This is a genomic window from Verminephrobacter eiseniae EF01-2, from assembly GCF_000015565.1.
In the GTDB taxonomy this organism is placed as follows: Bacteria; Pseudomonadota; Gammaproteobacteria; order Burkholderiales; family Burkholderiaceae_C; genus Acidovorax; species Acidovorax eiseniae.
Map to the genome: position 1 here is coordinate 72,129 of NC_008786.1, position 19,946 is coordinate 92,074.

Annotated in this window: 18 protein-coding genes; 7 read left to right on the top strand and 11 right to left on the bottom strand. The window is 66.7% G+C overall.

The window, feature by feature from the left end; genetic code table 11:
• Position 1: 1 nt before the first annotated feature.
• The 6 genes from VEIS_RS00305 to VEIS_RS00330 all read right to left on the bottom strand — a co-directional run bounded on the left by VEIS_RS00305 (position 2) and on the right by VEIS_RS00330 (position 6,817).
• On the bottom strand, positions 2 to 1,105 hold the full coding sequence (locus VEIS_RS00305; RefSeq protein WP_041949689.1) for an ABC transporter permease: 1,104 nt from the start codon (positions 1,103 to 1,105) through the stop codon (positions 2 to 4).
• 70 nt (positions 1,106 to 1,175) lie between these two features.
• On the bottom strand, positions 1,176 to 2,111 hold the full coding sequence (locus VEIS_RS00310) for a sugar ABC transporter substrate-binding protein (protein WP_011807872.1): 936 nt from the start codon (positions 2,109 to 2,111) through the stop codon (positions 1,176 to 1,178).
• A 59-nt stretch (positions 2,112 to 2,170) separates the two neighbouring features.
• Positions 2,171 to 3,721, bottom strand: coding sequence for a sugar ABC transporter ATP-binding protein (locus VEIS_RS00315; protein WP_011807873.1), 1,551 nt, complete (start codon positions 3,719 to 3,721; stop codon positions 2,171 to 2,173).
• Between the two features lie 25 nt (positions 3,722 to 3,746).
• Positions 3,747 to 4,730, bottom strand: coding sequence for a Bug family tripartite tricarboxylate transporter substrate binding protein (locus tag VEIS_RS00320; RefSeq protein ID WP_041950350.1), 984 nt, complete (start codon positions 4,728 to 4,730; stop codon positions 3,747 to 3,749).
• An 85-nt stretch (positions 4,731 to 4,815) separates the two neighbouring features.
• Positions 4,816 to 5,745: a sugar ABC transporter substrate-binding protein gene (locus VEIS_RS00325; protein WP_011807875.1), complete on the bottom strand. Its 930-nt coding sequence runs from the start codon at positions 5,743 to 5,745 to the stop codon at positions 4,816 to 4,818.
• Positions 5,746 to 5,884: 139 nt separating this feature from the next.
• Entirely contained in the window at positions 5,885 to 6,817 is a 933-nt protein-coding gene (locus VEIS_RS00330) for a sugar ABC transporter substrate-binding protein (RefSeq protein ID WP_011807876.1), read from the bottom strand.
• A gap of 266 nt (positions 6,818 to 7,083) precedes the next feature.
• Here VEIS_RS00330 and VEIS_RS00335 point away from each other — a divergent pair, with 266 nt between their 5' ends.
• The 4 genes from VEIS_RS00335 to iolB are packed head-to-tail and all read left to right on the top strand — an operon-like array spanning position 7,084 to position 12,820.
• A complete protein-coding gene (locus tag VEIS_RS00335; protein WP_041950351.1) occupies positions 7,084 to 9,081 on the top strand; it encodes a bifunctional 5-dehydro-2-deoxygluconokinase/5-dehydro-2-deoxyphosphogluconate aldolase in 1,998 nt (665 codons plus the stop codon).
• Between the two features lie 2 nt (positions 9,082 to 9,083).
• A complete protein-coding gene (iolD, locus tag VEIS_RS00340; RefSeq protein ID WP_011807878.1) occupies positions 9,084 to 10,967 on the top strand; it encodes a 3D-(3,5/4)-trihydroxycyclohexane-1,2-dione acylhydrolase (decyclizing) in 1,884 nt (627 codons plus the stop codon).
• Between the two features lie 47 nt (positions 10,968 to 11,014).
• Complete coding sequence (gene iolE, locus VEIS_RS00345) at positions 11,015 to 11,971, top strand: myo-inosose-2 dehydratase (protein WP_011807879.1); 957 nt, start codon at positions 11,015 to 11,017, stop codon at positions 11,969 to 11,971.
• A gap of 21 nt (positions 11,972 to 11,992) precedes the next feature.
• A complete protein-coding gene (gene iolB, locus VEIS_RS00350) occupies positions 11,993 to 12,820 on the top strand; it encodes a 5-deoxy-glucuronate isomerase (RefSeq protein WP_011807880.1) in 828 nt (275 codons plus the stop codon).
• A 144-nt stretch (positions 12,821 to 12,964) separates the two neighbouring features.
• Here the strand turns inward: iolB and VEIS_RS00355 are convergent, their stop codons facing one another.
• A complete protein-coding gene (locus VEIS_RS00355) occupies positions 12,965 to 13,303 on the bottom strand; it encodes a helix-turn-helix domain-containing protein (protein WP_011807881.1) in 339 nt (112 codons plus the stop codon).
• Between the two features lie 229 nt (positions 13,304 to 13,532).
• Between VEIS_RS00355 and hpnD the strand changes: the two genes are divergently transcribed.
• The 3 genes from hpnD to hpnE all read left to right on the top strand — a co-directional run bounded on the left by hpnD (position 13,533) and on the right by hpnE (position 16,017).
• Complete coding sequence (gene hpnD / locus VEIS_RS00360) at positions 13,533 to 14,375, top strand: presqualene diphosphate synthase HpnD (RefSeq protein ID WP_011807882.1); 843 nt, start codon at positions 13,533 to 13,535, stop codon at positions 14,373 to 14,375.
• A 92-nt stretch (positions 14,376 to 14,467) separates the two neighbouring features.
• The gene (locus VEIS_RS27525; RefSeq protein WP_086014347.1) at positions 14,468 to 14,662 is read left to right on the top strand and encodes a hypothetical protein; all 195 of its coding nucleotides are present in this window, start codon (positions 14,468 to 14,470) and stop codon (positions 14,660 to 14,662) included.
• A complete protein-coding gene (hpnE, locus tag VEIS_RS00365; protein ID WP_011807883.1) occupies positions 14,659 to 16,017 on the top strand; it encodes a hydroxysqualene dehydroxylase HpnE in 1,359 nt (452 codons plus the stop codon). The genes VEIS_RS27525 and hpnE overlap by 4 nt, the downstream gene beginning before the upstream one ends.
• Positions 16,018 to 16,054: 37 nt before the next feature.
• Here hpnE and hflC read toward each other — a convergent pair whose 3' ends face one another.
• The 4 genes from hflC to hfq form a co-directional block, all read right to left on the bottom strand.
• The gene (gene hflC, locus VEIS_RS00370) at positions 16,055 to 16,963 is read right to left on the bottom strand and encodes a protease modulator HflC (protein WP_011807884.1); all 909 of its coding nucleotides are present in this window, start codon (positions 16,961 to 16,963) and stop codon (positions 16,055 to 16,057) included.
• Between the two features lie 10 nt (positions 16,964 to 16,973).
• On the bottom strand, positions 16,974 to 18,365 hold the full coding sequence (gene hflK, locus VEIS_RS00375; protein WP_041949690.1) for an FtsH protease activity modulator HflK: 1,392 nt from the start codon (positions 18,363 to 18,365) through the stop codon (positions 16,974 to 16,976).
• A gap of 51 nt (positions 18,366 to 18,416) precedes the next feature.
• Complete coding sequence (gene hflX, locus VEIS_RS00380) at positions 18,417 to 19,580, bottom strand: GTPase HflX (protein ID WP_011807886.1); 1,164 nt, start codon at positions 19,578 to 19,580, stop codon at positions 18,417 to 18,419.
• A 78-nt stretch (positions 19,581 to 19,658) separates the two neighbouring features.
• Positions 19,659 to 19,913 carry an RNA chaperone Hfq gene (hfq, locus tag VEIS_RS00385; protein WP_011807887.1) on the bottom strand — a complete coding sequence of 85 codons (255 nt, stop codon included), beginning with the start codon at positions 19,911 to 19,913 and terminating at the stop codon, positions 19,659 to 19,661.
• Between the last annotated feature and the right edge of the window lie 33 nt (positions 19,914 to 19,946).

Here is a 19,946-nt window from a genome sequence, read left to right on the forward strand (position 1 = left end):
ATCAGCGCTCCCCGGTCACGCGCTTGCGGATGGTGTTGTTGAACAGCACGGCCACCAGCAGCATCGCGCCCAGGAAAACCAGGTACCAGTCCTGATCGATGCGGGTGTAGGTCAGCCCTATCATCACCATCCCGAAGATGATCGAACCCAGGAATGCGCCCACGGCCGAGCCGTAGCCACCGGTGAGCAGGCAGCCGCCAATCACGGCGGCAATGATGGCCTCGAACTCCTTCTGGAAACCGCGCCGCGCGTCCGTCGATCCGCTGTCCAGCACCGTGATGATGGCCACCAGCCCGGCGCACAATGCGGCAAAGACAAACAGGCCGGTCTTGACGTTGCGCACCATCACCCCCGAGTTCTTGGCGGCCGTGGCATCGCCGCCGGAGGCAAAAATCCAGTTGCCCAGCGGGGTGCGCAGCAGCACCCAGGTGGCCAATGCGGTCAGACCCACGAACCAGCAGATTTCCACAGGGATGCCGGTGATCATCGGCACGCCGTTCGGGAAACGCGGGATCAGCCCATGCTCACCCATGAAGGCGAACCAGCCGGTAAACGCCTTGCCGTTGAACAGCCAGAGCAGGGAGCTGTCCTGGACCGCTTCGGTCACGCCGCGCAACTGCGTCGAGCCGCCGGTGGCCCATTTGAGCCCCACCAGGCTCAGGCCGCGCAACATGAACAAAAAGGCCAGCGTCACGATGAAGCTCGGCAAGCCGGTGCTGATGACGATCCAGGCGTTCACGCAGCCGATCACGGCCACCACCAGCAGCGTCAGCAAGACCGCCAGCACCAGCGGGAGCTCGAAGATGACGATCGCCGTGGAAAAAATCAGACCGGCAAAGGCAATCATCGATCCGATCGACAGGTCGAATTCGCCGCCGATCATCAGCAAAGCCGCGCCCAATGCCAGGATGCCCAACTGCGCCGCCGGCGTCAGGAAATTGACCAGCCCGGCCAGGCTGAACATCACCGGATCGGCGGTGAGCATGAAGAACACCGTCACCAGCAGCAGGCCGGCGACGGCACCCAATTCAGGGCGCTTCATCCAGCGTGAAAACCAGGACCGGTGCGTCAAGCGATCGTCGGCCGGCCCGCTTGCATGATTCATGGCGTCTTCGAGGAAAGAGGGTTGATGGGGTCGGGGGGCCGGCAACCGTTGCATGGCCCCTGGCGGGTCTTTAGCGAATGCCCTTGGCGGAAAGGTCGATCGCCTGCGCGGCCTTGTCGGCGGTGATCAGGTTCGGGCCGGACGGCACATTGCCCGCCGGCATCACGCCGTACTTTGCGTGCAGCGCCAGAAAGCTCACCGGCAGATAGCCTTGCAGGAACTGCTGCTGGTCGATGGTGAACGCCGCTTCCTTGGCGGCAATGGCTTTCAGGAAGCCGGCAGACAAGTCGAAGGCCGCGATAAGCAGCTTGGCGCTGCGGCCAGTGTCTTTGGCGGCGGCCAGGCTCGGGTCGCCGGAGGTCGCCGCGCCGAGCACCATGATGGTGTCGATGCCGGCATCCGAATCCAGGGCGGCCTTGACCTTGGCGCGCACTTCGGCCGGATCATTGCCGGTGGGCAGCACCTTGGACTTGCCGGCAAAGCCATCGGCGAAGCCCTTGCAGCGCAGGTCCAGGGCGACATTGCCCACTTCCTGGTTGACACAAATGCCATTCTTGCCGCCCATGGACTTGAGCTTCTCGCCGGCCGACTTGCCGGCATCGTATTCGGATTGGCCCACATGGAGCACGGCCCCGAGCTTCTTGGAAAATTCCAGCCCGGAATTGATCGTGATCACCGGGATGCCGGCCTTGACCGCGCGTTCGATGGCCGGGCCCAGGGCCGACGCATCGGGCAGCGAAACCACCAGGCCGTCGGGCTTTTGGTTGACTGCCGCATCGATCAGACGGCTCATCGCCACCATGTCGAAACTCTCGGGCGCGCGGTAGCTGACTTTGACGCCGGCGTCCTTGGCCGCCGCTTCGACACCGTTCTTGACGACGGACCAGAACGCGTCATTGGCTTGGCCATGGGTCACGACGGCGATGGTTTGGGCCTGGCCCCAGGCGCATGCTGCGGACAGCGCCGCCGCGAATGCGCAGCGAACCAGTTGGCGAGCGAAGGTCATGTTTCTCTCCTGAGCGTTGTTGAAATGAAGCATTGATGGATTGACGGATTGACGGGAAATCAGCGGGACGCCAATTCCATGATGCGCACCTGCGTGGCGTCCTTGCGCTCGACGATGCCGGTCATCCGGCCTTCGTGCATGACCAGGATGCGGTCGCACATGCCCAGCACCTCGGGCATCTCCGACGAAATCAGCAGCACCGCCACGCCCTGGGCCGCCAGCCGGGTCACCAGGCGGTGAATCTCGGCCTTGGCGCCGACATCGATGCCGCGCGTCGGTTCGTCCAGGATCAGAATCTTCGGCTCGGTCAGCAGCCAGCGGCCGATCAGCACCTTTTGCTGGTTCCCGCCCGAGAGGTTTTGTATCGTCTCGTGCAGGCCCGGCGCCTTCACCTGCAGCGTGCGCAGCATCTGCTGGCAGTCCCGGCGCAGCGGGGCCTGCTGCACGAAGTCGTACTTGACGAAGCGGCTGCGCAGCACCGCCGTTTCCAGGTTCGCCAGCAGGTCGAGGATCAGAAAGCAGCCGCTCTCCTTGCGGTCCTCGGTCAGGAAGGCCAGGCCATGCCGCATCGCCTTGGCGGGCGAATCGATGCGCACCGGCTGGCCATCGATGCGGATCTCGCCCGAGGTGGCCGGCACCACGCCGAACAGCGCCTCGGCAACGTTCGAGCGCCCGGAGCCGACCAGCCCGGCCAGGCCGAGGAACTCGCCGGCGCGCAGGTCGAAGCTCACGTCGCGAAACACGCCCTTGACGGCCAAGTCCCGCACCGACAGCACGACAGCGCCGATCGGCACCTCCTCCTTGGGGAACAGTTGCGTGATCTCGCGCCCGACCATCATCTGGATGATGTCGTCGCGCGTGACATCGCAGGAGGCATGGGTGCCGATGTACTTGCCGTCGCGAAACACCGAGAACTCGTCGGCGATCTCGAACAGCTCGCTCATCTTGTGCGTGATGTAGACGATGCCTTTGCCCTGCGCGCGCAACTGGCCAATGATGCGAAACAGGTGGTTGACCTCCTTGTCGGTCAGCGCCGACGTAGGCTCGTCCATGATCAGCACGTCGGAGTCGAACGACACCGCCTTGGCAATCTCGACCATCTGGCGGTTGGCCACCGTCAGGCTGCGCACCTCGGCCTCGGGGTCGATGTCGATGGCCAGGCGATCGAACAGCGCCTGCGTGCGCTGGCGCAGCGCGCCGTGGTCCACCAGGCCCAGGCGGCCCAGCGGCTCGCGGCAGATCCAGATGTTCTCGGCCACCGTCATATAGGGCATCAGGTTCAGTTCCTGATGGATCATCGCGATGCCATGGCTGAGGGCCGCGCGCGGGCTGGCCAGCGTCACCGGCTGGCCGCGCAGCAGGATCTGGCCCTGGTCCGGCGCGTAGACGCCGGCAATGATCTTCATCAGCGTCGACTTGCCGGCCCCGTTCTCGCCGAGCAGCGCATGCACCGAGCCTGGCCGCAGGCGAAACTGCACGTTGTCGAGCGCCACCACGCCGGGGAAGGACTTGCTCACGCCGCGCACCTGCAGCAGGCAGGCCGGCCCGGGCGGGACGGGTGGCCGGCCCCCTCCGGTGGGCGCTGGGCGATCGGGTGTGGCAACGAACATGGCAGGCTCCCTGGACAGCGCGTCGTCAATCGAGCCGGATGCTGGCCGCTTTGATCACGCCGGACCACCGCTTTTGCTCGTCGTGCACGAAATCGGCGAACTGCTGCGGCGCCATCGGCATCGGCTCGATGCCGATCTCTTGCAGCCTGGACCGGGTCTGCGCGTGCGAGAGCGCAGCCACCAGTTCCTTGTTCAGCCGCTCGAGCACCGGCGTCGGCAGCCCGGCCGGACCGACGAGGCCCTGCCAGGCGTAGGCCTGGTAGCCCGGCACACCGGCCTCGGCCATCGTCGGCACGTCCGGCAGCAGGGCCAGACGCTGCGGCGTGGCCACGGCCAGCACGCGGATCTTGCCGGCCTTGATCATCGACAGGCTGGCCGGCAGGTCCACGAACATCGAATTCACCTGGCCGGCCATCAGATCCTGTAGCGCCGGGGCCGCGCCTTTGTAGGCCACATGCAGGATGTCGGTCCTGGTCTGCTGCTTGAACAGTTCGAGCGCCACATGCAACGGCGAGCCCGACCCCGCCGAGGCCGAGGACACGGCCCCCGGCGATTTGCGCACCAGCGCCAGGAACTCCTGCACATCCTTGGCCGGGAACGAGGGGTGCACGGCCAGCACCAGCGGCATCCGGCCCAAGCCGCCGATGAGGCTGAAGTCCTTGCCGGCGTCGTAGCCGAGGCTGGCGTACATCGCCGGGTTGAAGGCCAGCGTGCCCGAGTCCGCCGTGCCCACCGTGTAGCCGTCCGGCGCCGAGCGCGCGATGAAGGTGGCGCCGATGATGCTGGCCGCGCCCGGCTTGTTGTCGGCAATGACCGACTGGCCCAGCGTCTGCCCCATGCGCACCGCGAGCTGGCGCGCGATCACGTCCGTGGTGCCCCCCGGCGCGTAGGGCACGACCCACTTCAGCGGCTGCTGCGGGTAGGCGGCTGGCTGCGCCTGCGCGGCGCCGGCCAGCAGCGTGGCCGCGAAGAGGACGGCAAAGAGGCGAAGGGCGATGCGCTGGGTCATGGTGTCTCTGCGAAAGTCCGGGCCGGGCTTGCGGGTCGCCATACAGGTCGAGCGTTCGTTGGGTTCATTGCCGGGCCGGGTCGGATCAGTTTTTGCCGGCGTACCGGGCCATGTTCCCGGGCGTGACCAGCTCGAACGGTATGTTCACGAAGCGCTCGACGCTTTGCTTGCCCGACAGCCTGATCGCCGCATCGATCGCGCCTGCGCCCTGCCCGGCGGCGTTCTGGAAGACCGTGACCTTCAGGTCGCCGGCCTTCATCGACGCCAGCGCATCGGGCGTGGCATCGATGCCGGCAACGATGGTCCGGGGCGTCCATTTCTTCGTGGCCTTGAGCGCGTTGATCGCGCCGAGGGCCATCTCGTCGTCGTTCGAGACGATGGCGTCGAACTTCAGGCCCGAGCTGAGCCAGTTGATGGTGATGTCCTGGCCCCGGGTGCGGCTCCACTTGCCCTCGCGCCTGTCGGCGATGCTGATGCCCGAGCATTCCTTGCCCGCCACCACGTCATCGACGGCCTTGGTGCGCGAGCGCGTGGACTCGTTGGACAGATCACCCATCAGCACCAGGATGCTGCCCTTGCCGCCGAGCAGCTTGCACACCTGCTCGGCCTGCAGCCTGCCCGCCGCCATCTCGTCGGACGCGACCATGACCACGCTGGCCGGCAGTTTCTCGAAGTCCGCCGGCTTGCGGTTCACGTAGACCAGCGGAATCCTGGCCTCGGTCAGCAAACGGGTCATTTTCGGCGTGGCGTCGGTGTCCACGGCGTTGACGATGACCGCGTCCACCTTCTGCGCGATCATGTTCTGGATCTGGCTCAGTTGCTTGCCGACATCGCTGCCGGCGTCCTCGATCTGTACGCTGGCACCGGCCTTCCTGGCCGCGTCGGCCATGCTGTTGCGCAGGATGTTCAGGAAGATGTCGTCGAACGTGGCCATGGTTACGCCGATCTTCTGCGCGCTGGCCAGCGGCGCAACCAGCGCGGCAGCCGTGGCCACGGCCATCAGTAGCGGTTTCATTCGGTGGGTCTCCTCGGGAAGTCGGACGGGGCTTGCGGGCCGCAATGCAGGTTTACCGTTTGGTTGATGTTGATTCGTTGACCGGGCCGATGGGCGGGCGGGCGGGCAGGTAGGTGCGCCGATGGGGGCTGCGGCCGGATCAGTTTTTGCCGGCGTACCGGGCCATGTTCTCGGGCGTGACCAGCTCGAACGGTATGCTGACGAAGCGCTCCTGGTGCTGCTTCCTGGCCAGTTTGATCGCCGCATCGATCGCGCCTGCGCCCTGCCCGACGGCGTTCTGGAAAACCGAGACCTTCAGGTCGCCGGCCTTCATCGACGCCAGCGCATCGGGCGTGGCATCGATGCCGGCAACGATGGTCTGGGGCGTCCACTTCTTGGTGGCCTTGAGCGCGTTGATCGCGCCGAGGGCCATCTCGTCGTTGTTCGAGACGATGGCGTCGAACTTCAGCCCCGAACTGAGCCAGTTGGTGGCGATGTCCTGGCCCCGGGTGCGGTCCCACTTGCCCTCGCGCTTGTCGGCAATCTTGATGCCCGAGCATTCCTTGCCCGCCAGCACATCCTCGACCGCCTTGGTGCGCGAGCGCGCAGCCTCGTTCGACAAATCGCCCATCAGCACCAGGATGCTGCCCTTGCCGCCGAGCAGTTTGCACACCTGCTCGGCCTGCAACTTGCCCGACACCGTCTCGTCGGACGCGACCACGGCCATGCCGGGCGGCAGTTTCTCGAAGTCCACCGGCTTGCGGTTCACGTAGACCAGCGCAATCCCGGCCTCGGTCAGCAGGCGGGTCATTTTCGGCGTGGCGTCGGTGTCCACGGTGTTGACGATGACCGCGTCCACTTTCTGCGCGATCATGTTCTGGATCTGACTGAGCTGCTTGCCGACATCGCCGCCGGCGTCCTCGATCTGTACGCTGACGCCGGCTTTCCTGGCCGAGTCGGCCATGCTGTTGCGCAGGATGGTCAGAAAGTTGTCGTCGAACTGTGACATGGTCACGCCGATCTTCTGCGCGCTGGCCAGCGGCGCGGCCAGTGCGGCGGTGGCCGTCACCACGGCCATCAGTAGCGTTTTCATTCGGCATGTCTCCTATTGGATATGCGGGTCTCGGGGGCCGGTGCCTGGTTTGGCGACCTCGGCCGGGGGCGCCTTCGACCGCAGGTCAGTGTAGTTCGATGCCGGTCATTTTTGAAAATTTATTTCTAAGTAATTACACCTAGAGAATTTTATTTCTACATTGGCTAGACTCCGGCCGCAGTCCCGAGCCTCCAGAACAGAACAGACGAGGGCCACCGCCCCGGGTTGCGTGGATCGCGGTGGACCTGACCAACCGACAAGTGACCATGAGCGCCTTGAACTTTCCGACGGGTCGCCCCATCGACTTGGCCTGCCTGGGCCGGGTGGCCGTCGACCTTTATGCCCAGCAATACGGCAGTCGCCTCGAAGACGCGCGCAGCTTTCAGATGTACCTGGGCGGCTCGTCCGGCAACCTGGCCTTCGGCGTTGCCCGGCTCGGCCTCAAGAGCGCGATGATCTCGCGCGTCGGCGACGAGCAGATGGGCCACTATCTGCGCGCGGCCCTGGAGCGCGAAGGCTGCGACACCAGCCAGTTGCAGACCGACCCGCAGCGCCTGACCGCGCTGGTGCTGCTGGCCCTGAAGGACCGCGACAACTTCCCGCTGCTGTTCATGCGCGAGAACTGCGCCGACATGGCGCTGCGCGCCGACGGAATCAGCGCGGACTTCATCGCCGGTTGCCGCGCGCTGGCGGTCACCGGCACCCACCTGTCGACCCCGGGCACCCGCGAGGCCGCGTTGACCGCCCTGGGCTACGCCCGCCGGCATCGCGTGGTGCGCGTGCTGGACATAGACTACCGGCCCGTGCTGTGGGGCCTGACGCCGCGCGGCGCGGGCGCCAACCGCTACCTGCCCGACGCCAGCGTGACGCAACGACTGCAACAGGTGCTGGGCGAATTCGACCTGCTGGTCGGCACCGAGGAGGAGTTCCTGATCGCCGGCGGCGTGCCGCACCAACTGATGGCCTCGCTGCAAGCGGTGCGGCAGCACAGCCAGGCGGTGTTGGTCGTCAAGCGCGGCGCTTTGGGCTGCTGCGTCATCGAGGGCGCATTGCCGGCGCGCATCGAAGACGCGCCCGGCTACCCCGGCGAGCACGTCGAGGTGCTCAATGTGCTGGGCGCCGGCGACGCCTTCCTCGCCGGGCTGCTGACCGGCCTGTTGCAGGGCCGGGACTGGGCCGAGGCCACGCGCATCGCCAACGCCTGCGGCGCGATCGTGGTCTCGCGCCATGCCTGCTCGGCGTCCATGCCCACGCCGGCCGAACTGGCGCATTGGTTCAGCGGCCAGCGCAACCCGAAGGTCGATGCCGACCGGCAACTGGCCCATCTGCACCGCGTCACCGTGGCGCGCCAGCGCTGGGACAAGCTGTGCGTGATGGCCTTCGACCACCGCAGCCAGTTCTACGAACTGGCCCGCGAGGCCGGCGCCGCCGAGGAGCGCATCCAACGGCTCAAGCTGCTGCTGGTGCGCGCTGCCGAGCAGGTCGAGCGCAGCCAGCAGTTGCAGGGCCAGATCGGGGTGCTGATCGATGGCGGCGCCTACGGCAGCGATGCGCTGGCGCAGGCCACCGGGCGCGGCTGGTGGGTCGGGCGGCCGGTGGAGCTGCCAGGCTCGCGCCCGCTGCGCTTCGACGGCACGCGCTCGATCGGCTCGGCCCTGGTGCACTGGCCCACCGAGCAAGTGGTCAAATGCCTGGTGCACTACCACCCGGACGACCCCGTGGACCTGCGCCTGGCGCAGGAGCAAACCGTGCTCGAACTCTGGCAGGCCACGCGCGCCAGCGGCAACGAACTGCTGCTGGAACTGATCCCGCCCTGCCTGCAACCGCCTGCGGACGCCGGCCCGCAAACCCATGCCAGCGCCGAAGACGAAGTGGTGCTGCGCGCCGTCAAGCGCTTCTACAACCTGGGCGTCAAGCCCGAGTGGTGGAAGCTCGCGCCCATGCGTCCCGAGGGCTGGTCACGACTGGCGGCCCTGATCGCCGAGCGCGACAGCCACTGCCGTGGCGCGGTGATCCTGGGCCTGAACCAGCCGCTGGCGTATCTGGCCGACAGCTTTCGCGCCGCCACCGACCCGGTGGTCAAAGGCTTCATGGTCGGCCGCACGCTGTGGGCGCAGGCCGCGCTGCAATGGCTGCGCGGCCAGATCGACGACCAGGCCTTGACGGATGCCGTGGCCGACAACTTCGCCCGGCTGGTCCAGGCCTGGCAGCAGCGCCTGGACAGCCCGGCAAACACCTCCATCCCCACCACCACCGAAGCATGAACATGCAAGCAAGCACGAGACTGACGGTCAGCCAGGCGCTGGTGCGCTACCTGGCTGCGCTGAAGGCCGAGGTCATACAGCCCGACGGCCGCACCGACATCCTGCCCTACTGCGCCGGCGTGTTCGCGATCTTCGGCCACGGCAACGTGGCCGGCCTGGGCGAGGCGCTACAGGCCGAAAAAGACCGGCTGCCCACGCTGCGCGCGCACACCGAGCAGGGCATGGCCAACGCCGCCGTGGCCTTTGCCAAAGCCCATTTCCGCCAGCGCATCATGGCCGTGACCTCCAGCATCGGCCCGGGCGCGACCAATATGCTGACCTCGGCAGCGCTGGCGCATGTGGCGCGGCTGCCGCTGCTGCTGCTGCCCGCCGATGTCTTTGTCTCGCGCCTGCCCGACCCCGTGCTGCAACAGGTCGAGAGCTTCGGGCAGGGCGATGTCAGCGCCAACGACTGCTTTCGCCCGGTGACGCGCTACTTCGACCGCATCATGGCGCCCGAGCAACTGCTGGTGGCCCTGCCGCGTGCGCTGCAGGTGCTGACCGACCCGGCGCAATGCGGCCCGGTATGTCTGGCGCTGCCGCAGGATGTGCAGACCTTCGCCCATGACTGGCCCGAAGACTTTTTCCACCCGGCACTGATCCGCATGCGCCGCCCGCCGGCCGACGCGCAAGAACTGGCCGCCGCCTGCGCGCTGCTGAAGTCGGCCAAGAGGCCGCTGATCGTGGCCGGCGGCGGCGTGCTCTACAGCCAGGCCTGGGACGCGCTGCGCAGCTTTGCGCAAACCCATGGCGTGCCGGTGAGCGAAACGCAGGCCGGCAAAAGCAGCCTGGCCTGGGACCACCCGCTGAACCTGGGCGCCATCGGCGTCAGTGGCTCGCCCGCAGCCAACGGCGCCGCCGAGCAATGCGATCTGCTGTTCGCCATCGGCACGCGGCTGCAGGACTTCACCACCGGCTCGCATGCGCTGTACCCGCAGGCCAGGTTGCTGAGCCTGAACATCCAGCCGCTGGATGCGGCCAAAAAGCGCGGCCAGCCGCTGCTCGCCGATGTCCGCACCGGATTGGGCCAGCTCACGGCCGCCCTGGCCGGCTGGCGTGCCGACCCGGACTGGAGCGCCAGTTGCCGCCACCAGGCCGCCGCCTGGGCGACGCGCGTGACCGAACTGACCACCCATGACCCCGGCGACGCGCTGCCCTACGACGCCGAGGTGATAGGCGCAGTGCGCGAATCGGCCACCGATGTCGGGCTCGACAGCGCAGACAACGACATCGTGGTCTGCGCCGCCGGCACGCTGCCGGCCGAGTTGCACAAGCTCTGGCGCAGCGCATTGCCGGGCAACTACCACATGGACTATGCCTACTCCTGCATGGGCTACGAAGTGGCGGGCGGCCTGGGCGTGAAACTGGCGCGGCCCGAGCGCGAGGTCATCGTCATCGTCGGCGACGGCTCGTACATGATGCTCAACTCCGAGTTGGCCAGTTCGGTGCTGCTCGGCCGCAAGATCATCGTCGTCATCCTGGACAACCGCGGCTACGGCTGCATCGAGCGGCTACAGATCGGCAGCGGCGGCGCGAGCTTCAACAACATGCTCGACGACTGCGTGCCCGAAGGCGGCGCGCGCTCGGCGATCGACTTTGCCATGCATGGCCGCTCCATGGGCGCCGACGCCGTGCATGTGCGCGACACGGAAGAACTGCGCCGCGAGCTGCACCGCGCCCGGGCGGCCAGCAAAAGCCAGGTGCTGGTGATAAACACCACGCACCAGCGCACCACCGGCGACGGCGGCGCCTGGTGGGAGGTGGCGGTGCCCGAGGTCTCCGCCCGGGCCGAGGTGGCCGCAGCGCACCGCGCCTACCTGCAAGCCAAAACCCGGCAGCGCCGCTGAGCCGGCCGGCCGCCGCCCACCGATCCACCCACCGACACAGGCATCCCATGAGCTGGAACGTCCGCATCGGCATCAACCCGCTGTCCTGGAGCAACGACGACCTGCCGTCGCTGGGCGGTGAAACCCCGCTCGAAACCGCGCTCCGGGAGGGCGCCGAGATCGGCTATGCCGGCTTCGAGCTGGGCTACAAGTTTCCCGCCGACGGCCCGGCGCTCAAAGCCCGGCTCGCCGAGTTCGGCCTGGTCTGCGTCTCGGGCTGGTACAGCGGCGCGCTGGCCGAACCCGCGCCCGGCCAGAGCGACGCCCAGGCCGTGGCCGCCGAACTCGAGCGCTGCCAGCCGCATATGCGCAAGTTGCAGCACAACGATGTCACGGTGGTGGTCTATGGCGAATGCGCCGGCACGATACAGGGCCGGATCGACATGCCGCTCGCCAAGCGCCCGCGCTTTGCCGGCGCCACCGCCTGGCAGCGCTACGCCGAGCGCCTGAACGCCTTTGGCGCGCAACTGCTGGCCCGTTACGGCATCCGGCTGGCCTACCACCACCACATGGGCGCCTATGTCCAGGCGCCGGCCGACATCGACCAACTGATGGCGCTGACCGACCCCGCCAGCGTCTTTTTGCTGTTCGACACCGGCCATGCCTGGTTCGGCGGCGCCGCCGACCCGGTGGCTTTGCTCCGCAAACATGCGGCCCGCGTGGTGCATGTGCACTGCAAGGACGTGCGCCCGCAAATCATCGACCAGGCGCGCAATGGCGGCTGGAGCTTTCTCGACAGCGTCATCAACGGCGCCTTCACCGTGCCGGGCGACGGCGCCATCGACAACCGGGCCATACTGCGCGTGCTCAAGGATGTCGGCTACCAGGGCTGGCTGGTGGTCGAGGCCGAGCAGGACCCGGCCGTCGCGCCCAGCTACGCCTATGCGCGCAAAGGCCACGACACATTGCGCGCGCTGGTCGACCAATCGAGCGTGTGCCATGGGCCTGGCCAGCGTGAGCGCTGATATCCCGAGGAGAGCATCCCGATGACGACTTCCCCCCTGCTGATCAAAGCCGCGCCCGGGCGCGAGATCTGCTGCGTCACGCCGGCCTCCGCCGGTTGGAGCCATGTCGGCTTTCGCGCACTGCGCCTGCAAGCCGGCGCCAGCGAAACCCTGGAGACAGGAACGCGCGAACTGTGCGTGGTGGTGCTCACCGGCAGCATCGACGCCGAAGTGGCCGGGCAACGCCATGCCGGCCTGGGCCGGCGCGACAGCGTCTTCGAGGAATGCGCGCCCGACGCGCTGTACCTGCCCGGCGGCCAGCGGCTGACCATCACGGCCACGCGCGCGGCCGAGGTCGCGCTGTGCAGCGCGCCTTGCGCCGGCGGCAACAAGCCCGTGCGCCGCATCGACGGCACCGGCATGCGCCGCAGCACACGCGGCGCCGGCAGCAACCTGCGCCATGTCTGCGACATCCTGATGGGCGACAACCCGGCGGCCGAGCGCTTGCTGGTGGTCGAGGTGATCACCCCGGCGGGCCATTCGAGCAGTTACCCGCCGCACAAGCACGACGACGACGCCGCGCCCGGCGAAACCCGGTTGGAAGAAACCTACTACCACCGGATCGACCCGCCGCAGGGCTTTGCGTTCCAGCGCGTCTACACCGACGACCGGAGCCTGGACGAAGCCTGCGTGGTCGAGAACCACGATGTGGTGCTGGTGCCGCGCGGCTACCACCCGGTGGTCACCCCCCATGGCTACCGGCTGTACTACCTGAACGTGATGGCCGGCCCCCGCCGCGCCTGGGCCTTCAGAAACGACCCGGCCCACGAATGGCTGCTGCGCCCCGACGGCACCGGCACCGCGGCCTGATTCCATTGCCAAATCGTCCAAATCGTTCGTGAACGCGCAGGCGGAGCGCAGACGGCACAGATGTGCGGCAAGCGACGCCGGCGCAGTGCACGGATGATTCAGCAATGCAATGAAGCGGCCCGGCGGCGCCCTCCCCCCAGGCCATCAGGACAGCACCAACTGCCGCACCCCTTGCGCCTTGCGCGTGCGCTTGACCTTGATCTCGATGTCAAAGCCCAGCCGGGTCAACGCATCCATCAGTTTGCGCTCGGACAATTGGGAGAAATCACCGCGCAGCGCGAGCGACAGTCTGGGCCGGGCAATGCCGCTGATCTCGGCCATCGCCTGCTGGGTCAAACTGCGGTGCTGCATCGTCCAGGCGATGGCCTGGACCAGGCCAGACTTGATCTGAAACCGATCGACACCCTGCAGGCCCGGATCGGCCACCACCTGGCCCGACTTTTCCCGGGGCCCGGCACCATCCATCACACGTTGCTTCATCATCAAAACCTTTCTCCTTGTCATCACCCCGGCCACTTTCGGCCGGGCACGAACCATCTCCGGCCAGTGTCGCAAACCTGCGCGGGACACCCACGCAAGCTGCCTGCGGCGGGCATCGGTGTCACTATCAAAATGATATCTTACAATCCATGAAAATCAATGGCTCCAGCCTCAATTACCCCAAACTTTTATGCGTGGGGAGGTGCGGCGGCGCCATGGGACAATCGAGGCCATGACACCACAGCAGTACGTGCAGCAAAAAGCCGTGGCCTCGGGCAGCAGTTTTTATTACGCCTTTTTGTTTCTGCCCGCGCCGCGCCGCGCGGCGATCACGGCGTTTTATGCGTTCTGCCGGGAAGTCGACGACGTGGTGGATAGCCAAATGATCGACCCGGGCGTGGCCCGCACCAAGCTGGCCTGGTGGCAGTCGGAAGTGGTCAAGGCCTACGCCGGCCAGCCCAGCCATCCGGTGATGCAGGCCCTGATGCCACACACCGCCGAATACGGCATTGCGCAGCGCCACTTGCAGGCCGTGATCGACGGCTGCCGGATGGACCTGGAGCAAACCCGCTACCTCGACATTGCGGGCCTGACCGGCTATTGCCACTTGGTGGCGGGCATCGTGGGCGAGGTCACGGCGCGCATCTTCGGCCAGACCGACGAGCGCACCACGCAGTACGCACACATGCTGGGGCTGGCGTTCCAGTTCACCAACATCATCCGCGACGTGGGCGAAGACGCGCTGCTGGGCCGCGTCTACCTGCCGCTGAGCGAGTTGCAGCAATTCGGCGTGAAGGTGCACGAACTGCTCGAGCGCCGGTATTCCGACCGCTTCACCGCGCTGATGCGCTTTCAGGCCGAGCGCGCGCACCGCCTGTACGACCAGGCCCTGGCCCTGCTGCCCGAGGTCGACCGGCGCGCGCAAAAGCCCGGCCTGATGATGGCCAGCATCTACCGCACGCTGCTGCGCGAGATCGGGCATGAGAACTTCCAGGTGCTGCACCAGCGCATCCGCCTGACACCGCTGCGCAAGTTCTGGCTGGCGTGGAAGGTGCAGGCGCTGGGGCGCATGTAAAAGGTATGGCCGCCCCACGGTCGCATCGCCCCCTGCCCGACCTTGCCCGACCTTGGCTGGCGCGCCGCCGCGCCTGGCCTCGGGGCAGACTAGTGTCGCGTCACCGATCAGATGTCGTAGGCTGCGCGCAGCCATCGGAGCGCAGCGCAAGGCGCATCGCTTGCCCATACCGAGCTGTATTGGCAAGCGATGCAACGCCGCGATGCGCTTCGATGGCCAGCGCAGACCGACAGATGATCGGTGACGCGACACTAGCGGCCCGGCCGATGGCCCGGGTCGGGCGATGAAAGTCGCCGTCATCGGCGCAGGCTGGGCCGGCATGGCCGCTGCCATCGCCCATGCGCAGGCGGGGCGCAGGGTCACCGTTTTCGAGGCGGCACGCAGGGTCGGCGGCCGTGCGCGGGCCGTGCCGGGCGCGCTGCCTGACGGCTCTGCGGTGACGCTGGACAACGGGCAACATATCCTCATCGGCGCCTACCGCGAAAGCCTGCGCCTGATGCGGCTGGTGGGGGTGGACACCGACGCTGCGCTGCTGCGCCTGCCGCTCACGCTGCTGTTTGCCGATGGCCAGGGCTTGCAACTGCCCGATCTGCCGCCGCCCCTGGATGCGCTGCTCGGCATCGCCCGCGCCAAAGGCTGGCATTGGCGCGACAAACTGGCGCTGCTGCGCACGGCGGCGCTGTGGCGGTTGCGCGGCTTTCGCTGCGCGCCCCCGGTCTCGGTGGCGCAGTTGTGCGCCCGGCTGTCACCGCGCCTGATGGCCGAGTTCATGGCCCCGCTGTGCGTCTCGGCACTGAACACCCCGGTGCATGCGGCCAGCGGCCAGGTGTTTTTGCGGGTGCTGCAAGACAGCCTGTTCAGCGGCCGTGGCGGCTCCAACCTGCTGCTGCCGCGCACTGACCTGGGCGCGCTTTTCCCACAGGCTGCGGCGCATTGGCTACGGCGCCATGGCGGGCAAATCATCACCGGGCAACGGGTTTGCGGGCTGCTGCCATCGGCGGGCGCGGGTTGGCAGGTCAGCGGCGGCGGGGCCTCGGAGCGGTTTGAGCATGTCACCCTGGCCTGCCCGCCATGGGAGGCCCGCCGGCTGGTGGCAGGCATTGCCCGATTGGACGCAGCAGGCCAGCGGGCCGCCCGCTGCTGGAGCGCAGCGGCCGATGGGCTGCGCTTTGCCGCCATCGCCACCGTCTATGTCCACGCCGCCGGTGTGCGCCTGCCGCAGCCGATGCTGGCGCTGCGCAGCACGGCAGAGCAGCCTGCGCAGTTCGTGTTCGACCGGGGTTGGCTCGGCGGCCCCCCCGGATTGCTGGCCTTCGTGGTCAGCGCCAGCGACGGCGAACGCGCAGCGATCGAGCGGCAGGTGCTGCAGCAGGCGCGCGCGACGCTGGCCCATCGGGAGTCAGGGGCGCCAGGGACGCAACCGCCGCTGCGGCTGGTGCAGACCGTGCTGGAAAAACGGGCGACCTTCGCCTGCACCCCCGGTCTGCAACGGCCCGGCATGCAAGTGCTGCCAGGGCTGAGCGCCTGCGGCGACTATGTGCAAGGCCCTTACCCCGTCTACCCCGCCACGCTCGAAGGCGCTGTGCTCAGCGGCAGTGCCGCAGCGGCGCAGGCCCGCCCGAGCCCGGCATGGCGGCGCTGAGGGCATTGGCCCCGTTGGGCAATGGGATTACATGGGATTACTTGCGCGCACCCGGCTGGGCAGCCGCTGGCGCATGGCCCTGGAAGGCTTTGAAGAAATCTGACGACGAAGGGTCGACCACCAGCACATCGCTTTTTTTATTGAAGCTCGCCTTGTAGGCTTCCAGGCTGCGATAGAACTGGGCGAACTGCGGGTCGCGGCCGAAGGCTTCGGCGTAGATGCGGGCCGCTTGCGCGTCGCCCTCGCCCTTGCTCTTTTGTGCGTCGCGGTAGGCGTTGGCGATCGTGATTTCGCGCTGACGGTCGGCGTCGGCCCGGATTTTTTCGCCCTCGGCAGCCCCGGTGGAGCGTAGTTCGTTGGCCACCCGCTTGCGTTCGGCCTCCATGCGGCGGTACACGGATTCGGTAATGGCCTCCACGTAGTCGACGCGGGTGATGCGCACGTCAACCACGTCCACGCCCCAGGGTTTGACGCCGCGGACGGCTTCGAGCACTTCGCGCTTCACATCGGCCATCAATGCCTCGCGCTTGAGCGAAAGCAACTCTTTGACCGTGCGCTTGTTGATCTCCTCCTGGAAGGCATTGCGCACCACGCGGTTGAGCTGCATCGCGCCGGCGCTTTCATCCTGGCCCACGTTGCGGATATATGCCGTCGGTTCAGAGATGCGCCAGCGCACATACCAGTCGATCACGACCCGCTGCTTTTCAGCGGTCAGCATCGGCTCGGTGTCCGTGCTGTCCAAGGTCAGCAGGCGTTTGTCGATGTAGGTCACGTTCTGGAAAGGCGGCGGCAGCTTGAAGTTCAGGCCCGGCTCGGTAATCACGTCCTTGATCTGTCCCAGCGCATAAAGAACGCCAAACTGGCGCTGATCGACGACGAAAAGCATGGAGTTCATCAGCGCCAATGCCACCAGGACGGTGGAGGCAATAAGTCCGACTCGGTTCACGAGCTTGCTCCTAGCGAGATTCGCGTTCACGGGTGCGGTTGCTGTCGCGCGCCCGGGGGTCATTCAAAAGATTGGCTGGCGGTATCGCCGGTATGACCGACGAGGGGGCCGCCGACGGCTCCTGCGTTCCGGTTTCGGCGCCGGCATTTCTCAAAATCTTGTCGAGCGGCAAGTACAACAGGTTGGTGCCCTGCCGCGACTCGATCAGCACCTTGGTCACATTGCCGTACACCTGCTGCATCGCGTCCAGATACATCCGGTCGCGCGTGACCTGCGGCGCCTTTTGGTACTCCGCCAACACCGATGAGAAGCGCTGCGCGTCACCTTGCGCCTGGGCGACGATACGCGCCTTGTACGCATCGGCCTCTTCGCTCAGCCGCGACGCAGACCCGACGGCGCGCGGAATCACGTCATTGGCGTAGGCCTGGGCTTCGTTCTTGGCGCGTTCGCGCTCCTGCGTGGCCTTGAGCACATCGTCGAACGACGCCTGCACCTGCTCCGGCGGCTTGACCCCGCCTTGCTGCAGGTTGATGCCCACCACCTCGACGCCGACCTTGTAGCGGTCGAGGATGGTTTGCATCAAGGTGCGCACCCGGGGCGCAATCTGGTCGCGCTCTTCGGCCAGCGCCGTATCCATGCGCATCTTGCCGACCACTTCACGGACAGCCGTCTCTGCCGCCTGCACCACGGCATCCCTGGGGTTTTTGCTTTCAAACAACCAGGCCCGCGCATCATTCAAGCGGTATTGCACGGCGAACTTGATCTCGACGATGTTCTCGTCTGCCGTGAGCATGGCCGACTCGCGCAGGCCGGTGCTCTTGATGATGTTGTCGCGGCCCACGTCCTCGGAACGAATTTGGGTCACGAAGACCAGTTCATGGCGCTCTATCGGGTAAGGCAGGCGCCAATTGAAGCCCGCGCCCACCGTGCTCTTGTACATGCCAAATTGGGTGATGACGGCCTGCTGCCCTTCCTGGACGATGAAAAAGCCGGTGCCCATCCAGATCACGAAAACGATGCCGGCAATCAAACCGACGCCCACCCCGGCGCTTTTCATGTCGGGCTGAAACCCGCCGCCCGAGCCGCCGCCATTGCCGCCGCTGCCCGGCCCGCGCCCTGCGCCGTTCTTGCCGCCAAACAGCCCGCCGAGCTTGCGGTTCAGGTCGCGCATGATTTCGTCGAGGTCCGGCGGCTGCGTATTACCGGAGCGGCCGGGGCGGCCAGGGCGCTTGTCATCGCCGCGCTGGCCGGCCGGCGGTGTGCCGGGGCGATCGTCGGGTGGCCCGGCGGCATCGTCCGACTTGTCCTCGCCACGGCCCCAGCGCGGGTCATTCAGGTTGAACATGCCCCGAATGCGTTCGGGCAGCAAGGCCCATCCCAGGGGGCGATTTTGGAAATTCATGCGCAAAGTCTCTGGTTCTCGATGACGCCATCGATCCGTCATTGTGCCCAATCAGGGCCGGGCATATGGCAATTGCACGCTGTCAGCAGGGGCGATGTCGGCTGGCGTGGCCAGCACCTTGGCCGCCAGTGCCTGGCGCAGCAGGTCCAGCCCCTCGCCCGATCGGGCACTGACGAACCAGCGCTCGAGCCCCTGCCCGGCCCGTTCGTACTGGTCTTGCAGACGCAGCGGACGCCGCTGCGCCGGCAGCGCATCGAGCTTGTTGAACACCAGCATCTGCGCAATGTCGGCCGCACCGATTTCATGCAACACCCGCTCGACCTGCGCCATCTGCTCCGGGAAATCGGGGTTCGATGCGTCCACCACATGCAGCAGCAAATCAGCATCGACGGCCTCCTGCAATGTGGCCTCGAAGGCGTCGATCAGGCCATGCGGCAAGTCCCGGATGAAGCCCACCGTATCGGACAACGAGACCGAGCGCCCGGCATTCGCAAGGTACAACTGGCGCGTCGTGGTATCGAGCGTCGCAAACAGTTGGTCGGCGGCGTATGCGCCGGCTTTGACCAGGGCGTTGAAGAGCGTGGATTTTCCTGCGTTGGTATAGCCGACCAGCGAAATGTTGAAGGTATCCCGCCGCTCACGCTGGCGGCGCTGCGTCGAGCGCTGGCGCTTGACCTTGACCAGGCGCTCCCGGGTGCGTTTGATGGCCGCGCCGATCATGCGGCGGTCGAGCTCGATCTGCTTTTCGCCCGGACCGCCACGGCCGCCGATGCCGCCGCTTTGGCGCTCCAGGTGCGACCAGCGCCGCACCAGCCGGGTGCTCAGGTACTGGAGCCTGGCCAGTTCGACCTGCAGTTTGCCCTCGTGGCTGCGCGCGCGCCGGGCGAAGATCTCCAGGATCAGCAAGGTGCGGTCGTTGACCGGCAGTTCTATGTGCTGCTCCAGATTGCGCTGCTGGGCCGGGCTCAGCGACTGGTCGAAAAGCACTTCCTCGGCGCCATGTAACTGCGCCAGGCTGCGAATCTCATCGGCCTTGCCGCTGCCGACGAACAGTGCGGCATCGGGCGCCTTGCGCTTGCAGGCCATGCGCGCGACGGGCTGCATGCCGGCGGCCTGGGCCAGCAGGCCCAGTTCCTCCAGTTCGCCATCGAAGTGGGGCAGACCCAGATCCACGCCCACCAGCACTACCGCAGCGCTACCGGCCTGAGAAGACATCGCCGAACTCAAAGCCAGGCGCCTTCTGGTACCGCCTGATTCGAAATCAGAAGCAAAGATCGGCCGGGAAACGAAGAATCAGCCGTTGTTGCTGTTTGCATCAGCGGGCTCTGCCGTAGAAAAATGCACTGCGCGACCCGGCACTATGGTGGAGATCGCGTGTTTGAAGACCATCTGCGTCACCGTATTGCGCAGTAGCACCACGTACTGATCGAACGATTCGATCTGTCCTTGCAGCTTGATTCCGTTGACCAGATAAATGGAAACCGGAACATGCTCCCTGCGCAAGGTGTTGAGGAAGGGTTCTTGCAAGAGTTGGCCTTTGTTGCTCACGATATTTTCTCCGTGTTCAAGAGCGTGTCGAAG

Bases quoted from the DNA above. Each gene is read 5' to 3' on its own strand.
- VEIS_RS00335 (WP_041950351.1), top strand. From the start codon at position 7,084: ATGAGCGCCTTGAACTTTCCGACGGGTCGCCCCATCGACTTGGCCTGC.
- VEIS_RS00355 (WP_011807881.1), bottom strand. From the start codon at position 13,303: ATGATGAAGCAACGTGTGATGGATGGTGCCGGGCCCCGGGAAAAGTCG.
- VEIS_RS00310 (WP_011807872.1), bottom strand. From the start codon at position 2,111: ATGACCTTCGCTCGCCAACTGGTTCGCTGCGCATTCGCGGCGGCGCTG.
- iolE (WP_011807879.1), top strand. From the start codon at position 11,015: ATGAGCTGGAACGTCCGCATCGGCATCAACCCGCTGTCCTGGAGCAAC.
- iolD (WP_011807878.1), top strand. From the start codon at position 9,084: ATGCAAGCAAGCACGAGACTGACGGTCAGCCAGGCGCTGGTGCGCTAC.
- VEIS_RS00320 (WP_041950350.1), bottom strand. From the start codon at position 4,730: ATGACCCAGCGCATCGCCCTTCGCCTCTTTGCCGTCCTCTTCGCGGCC.
- hflK (WP_041949690.1), bottom strand. From the start codon at position 18,365: ATGAATTTCCAAAATCGCCCCCTGGGATGGGCCTTGCTGCCCGAACGC.
- VEIS_RS00305 (WP_041949689.1), bottom strand. From the start codon at position 1,105: ATGAATCATGCAAGCGGGCCGGCCGACGATCGCTTGACGCACCGGTCC.
- hflX (WP_011807886.1), bottom strand. From the start codon at position 19,580: ATGTCTTCTCAGGCCGGTAGCGCTGCGGTAGTGCTGGTGGGCGTGGAT.
- VEIS_RS00315 (WP_011807873.1), bottom strand. From the start codon at position 3,721: ATGTTCGTTGCCACACCCGATCGCCCAGCGCCCACCGGAGGGGGCCGG.
- VEIS_RS00325 (WP_011807875.1), bottom strand. From the start codon at position 5,745: ATGAAACCGCTACTGATGGCCGTGGCCACGGCTGCCGCGCTGGTTGCG.
- iolB (WP_011807880.1), top strand. From the start codon at position 11,993: ATGACGACTTCCCCCCTGCTGATCAAAGCCGCGCCCGGGCGCGAGATC.
- hpnD (WP_011807882.1), top strand. From the start codon at position 13,533: ATGACACCACAGCAGTACGTGCAGCAAAAAGCCGTGGCCTCGGGCAGC.
- hpnE (WP_011807883.1), top strand. From the start codon at position 14,659: ATGAAAGTCGCCGTCATCGGCGCAGGCTGGGCCGGCATGGCCGCTGCC.
- VEIS_RS00330 (WP_011807876.1), bottom strand. From the start codon at position 6,817: ATGAAAACGCTACTGATGGCCGTGGTGACGGCCACCGCCGCACTGGCC.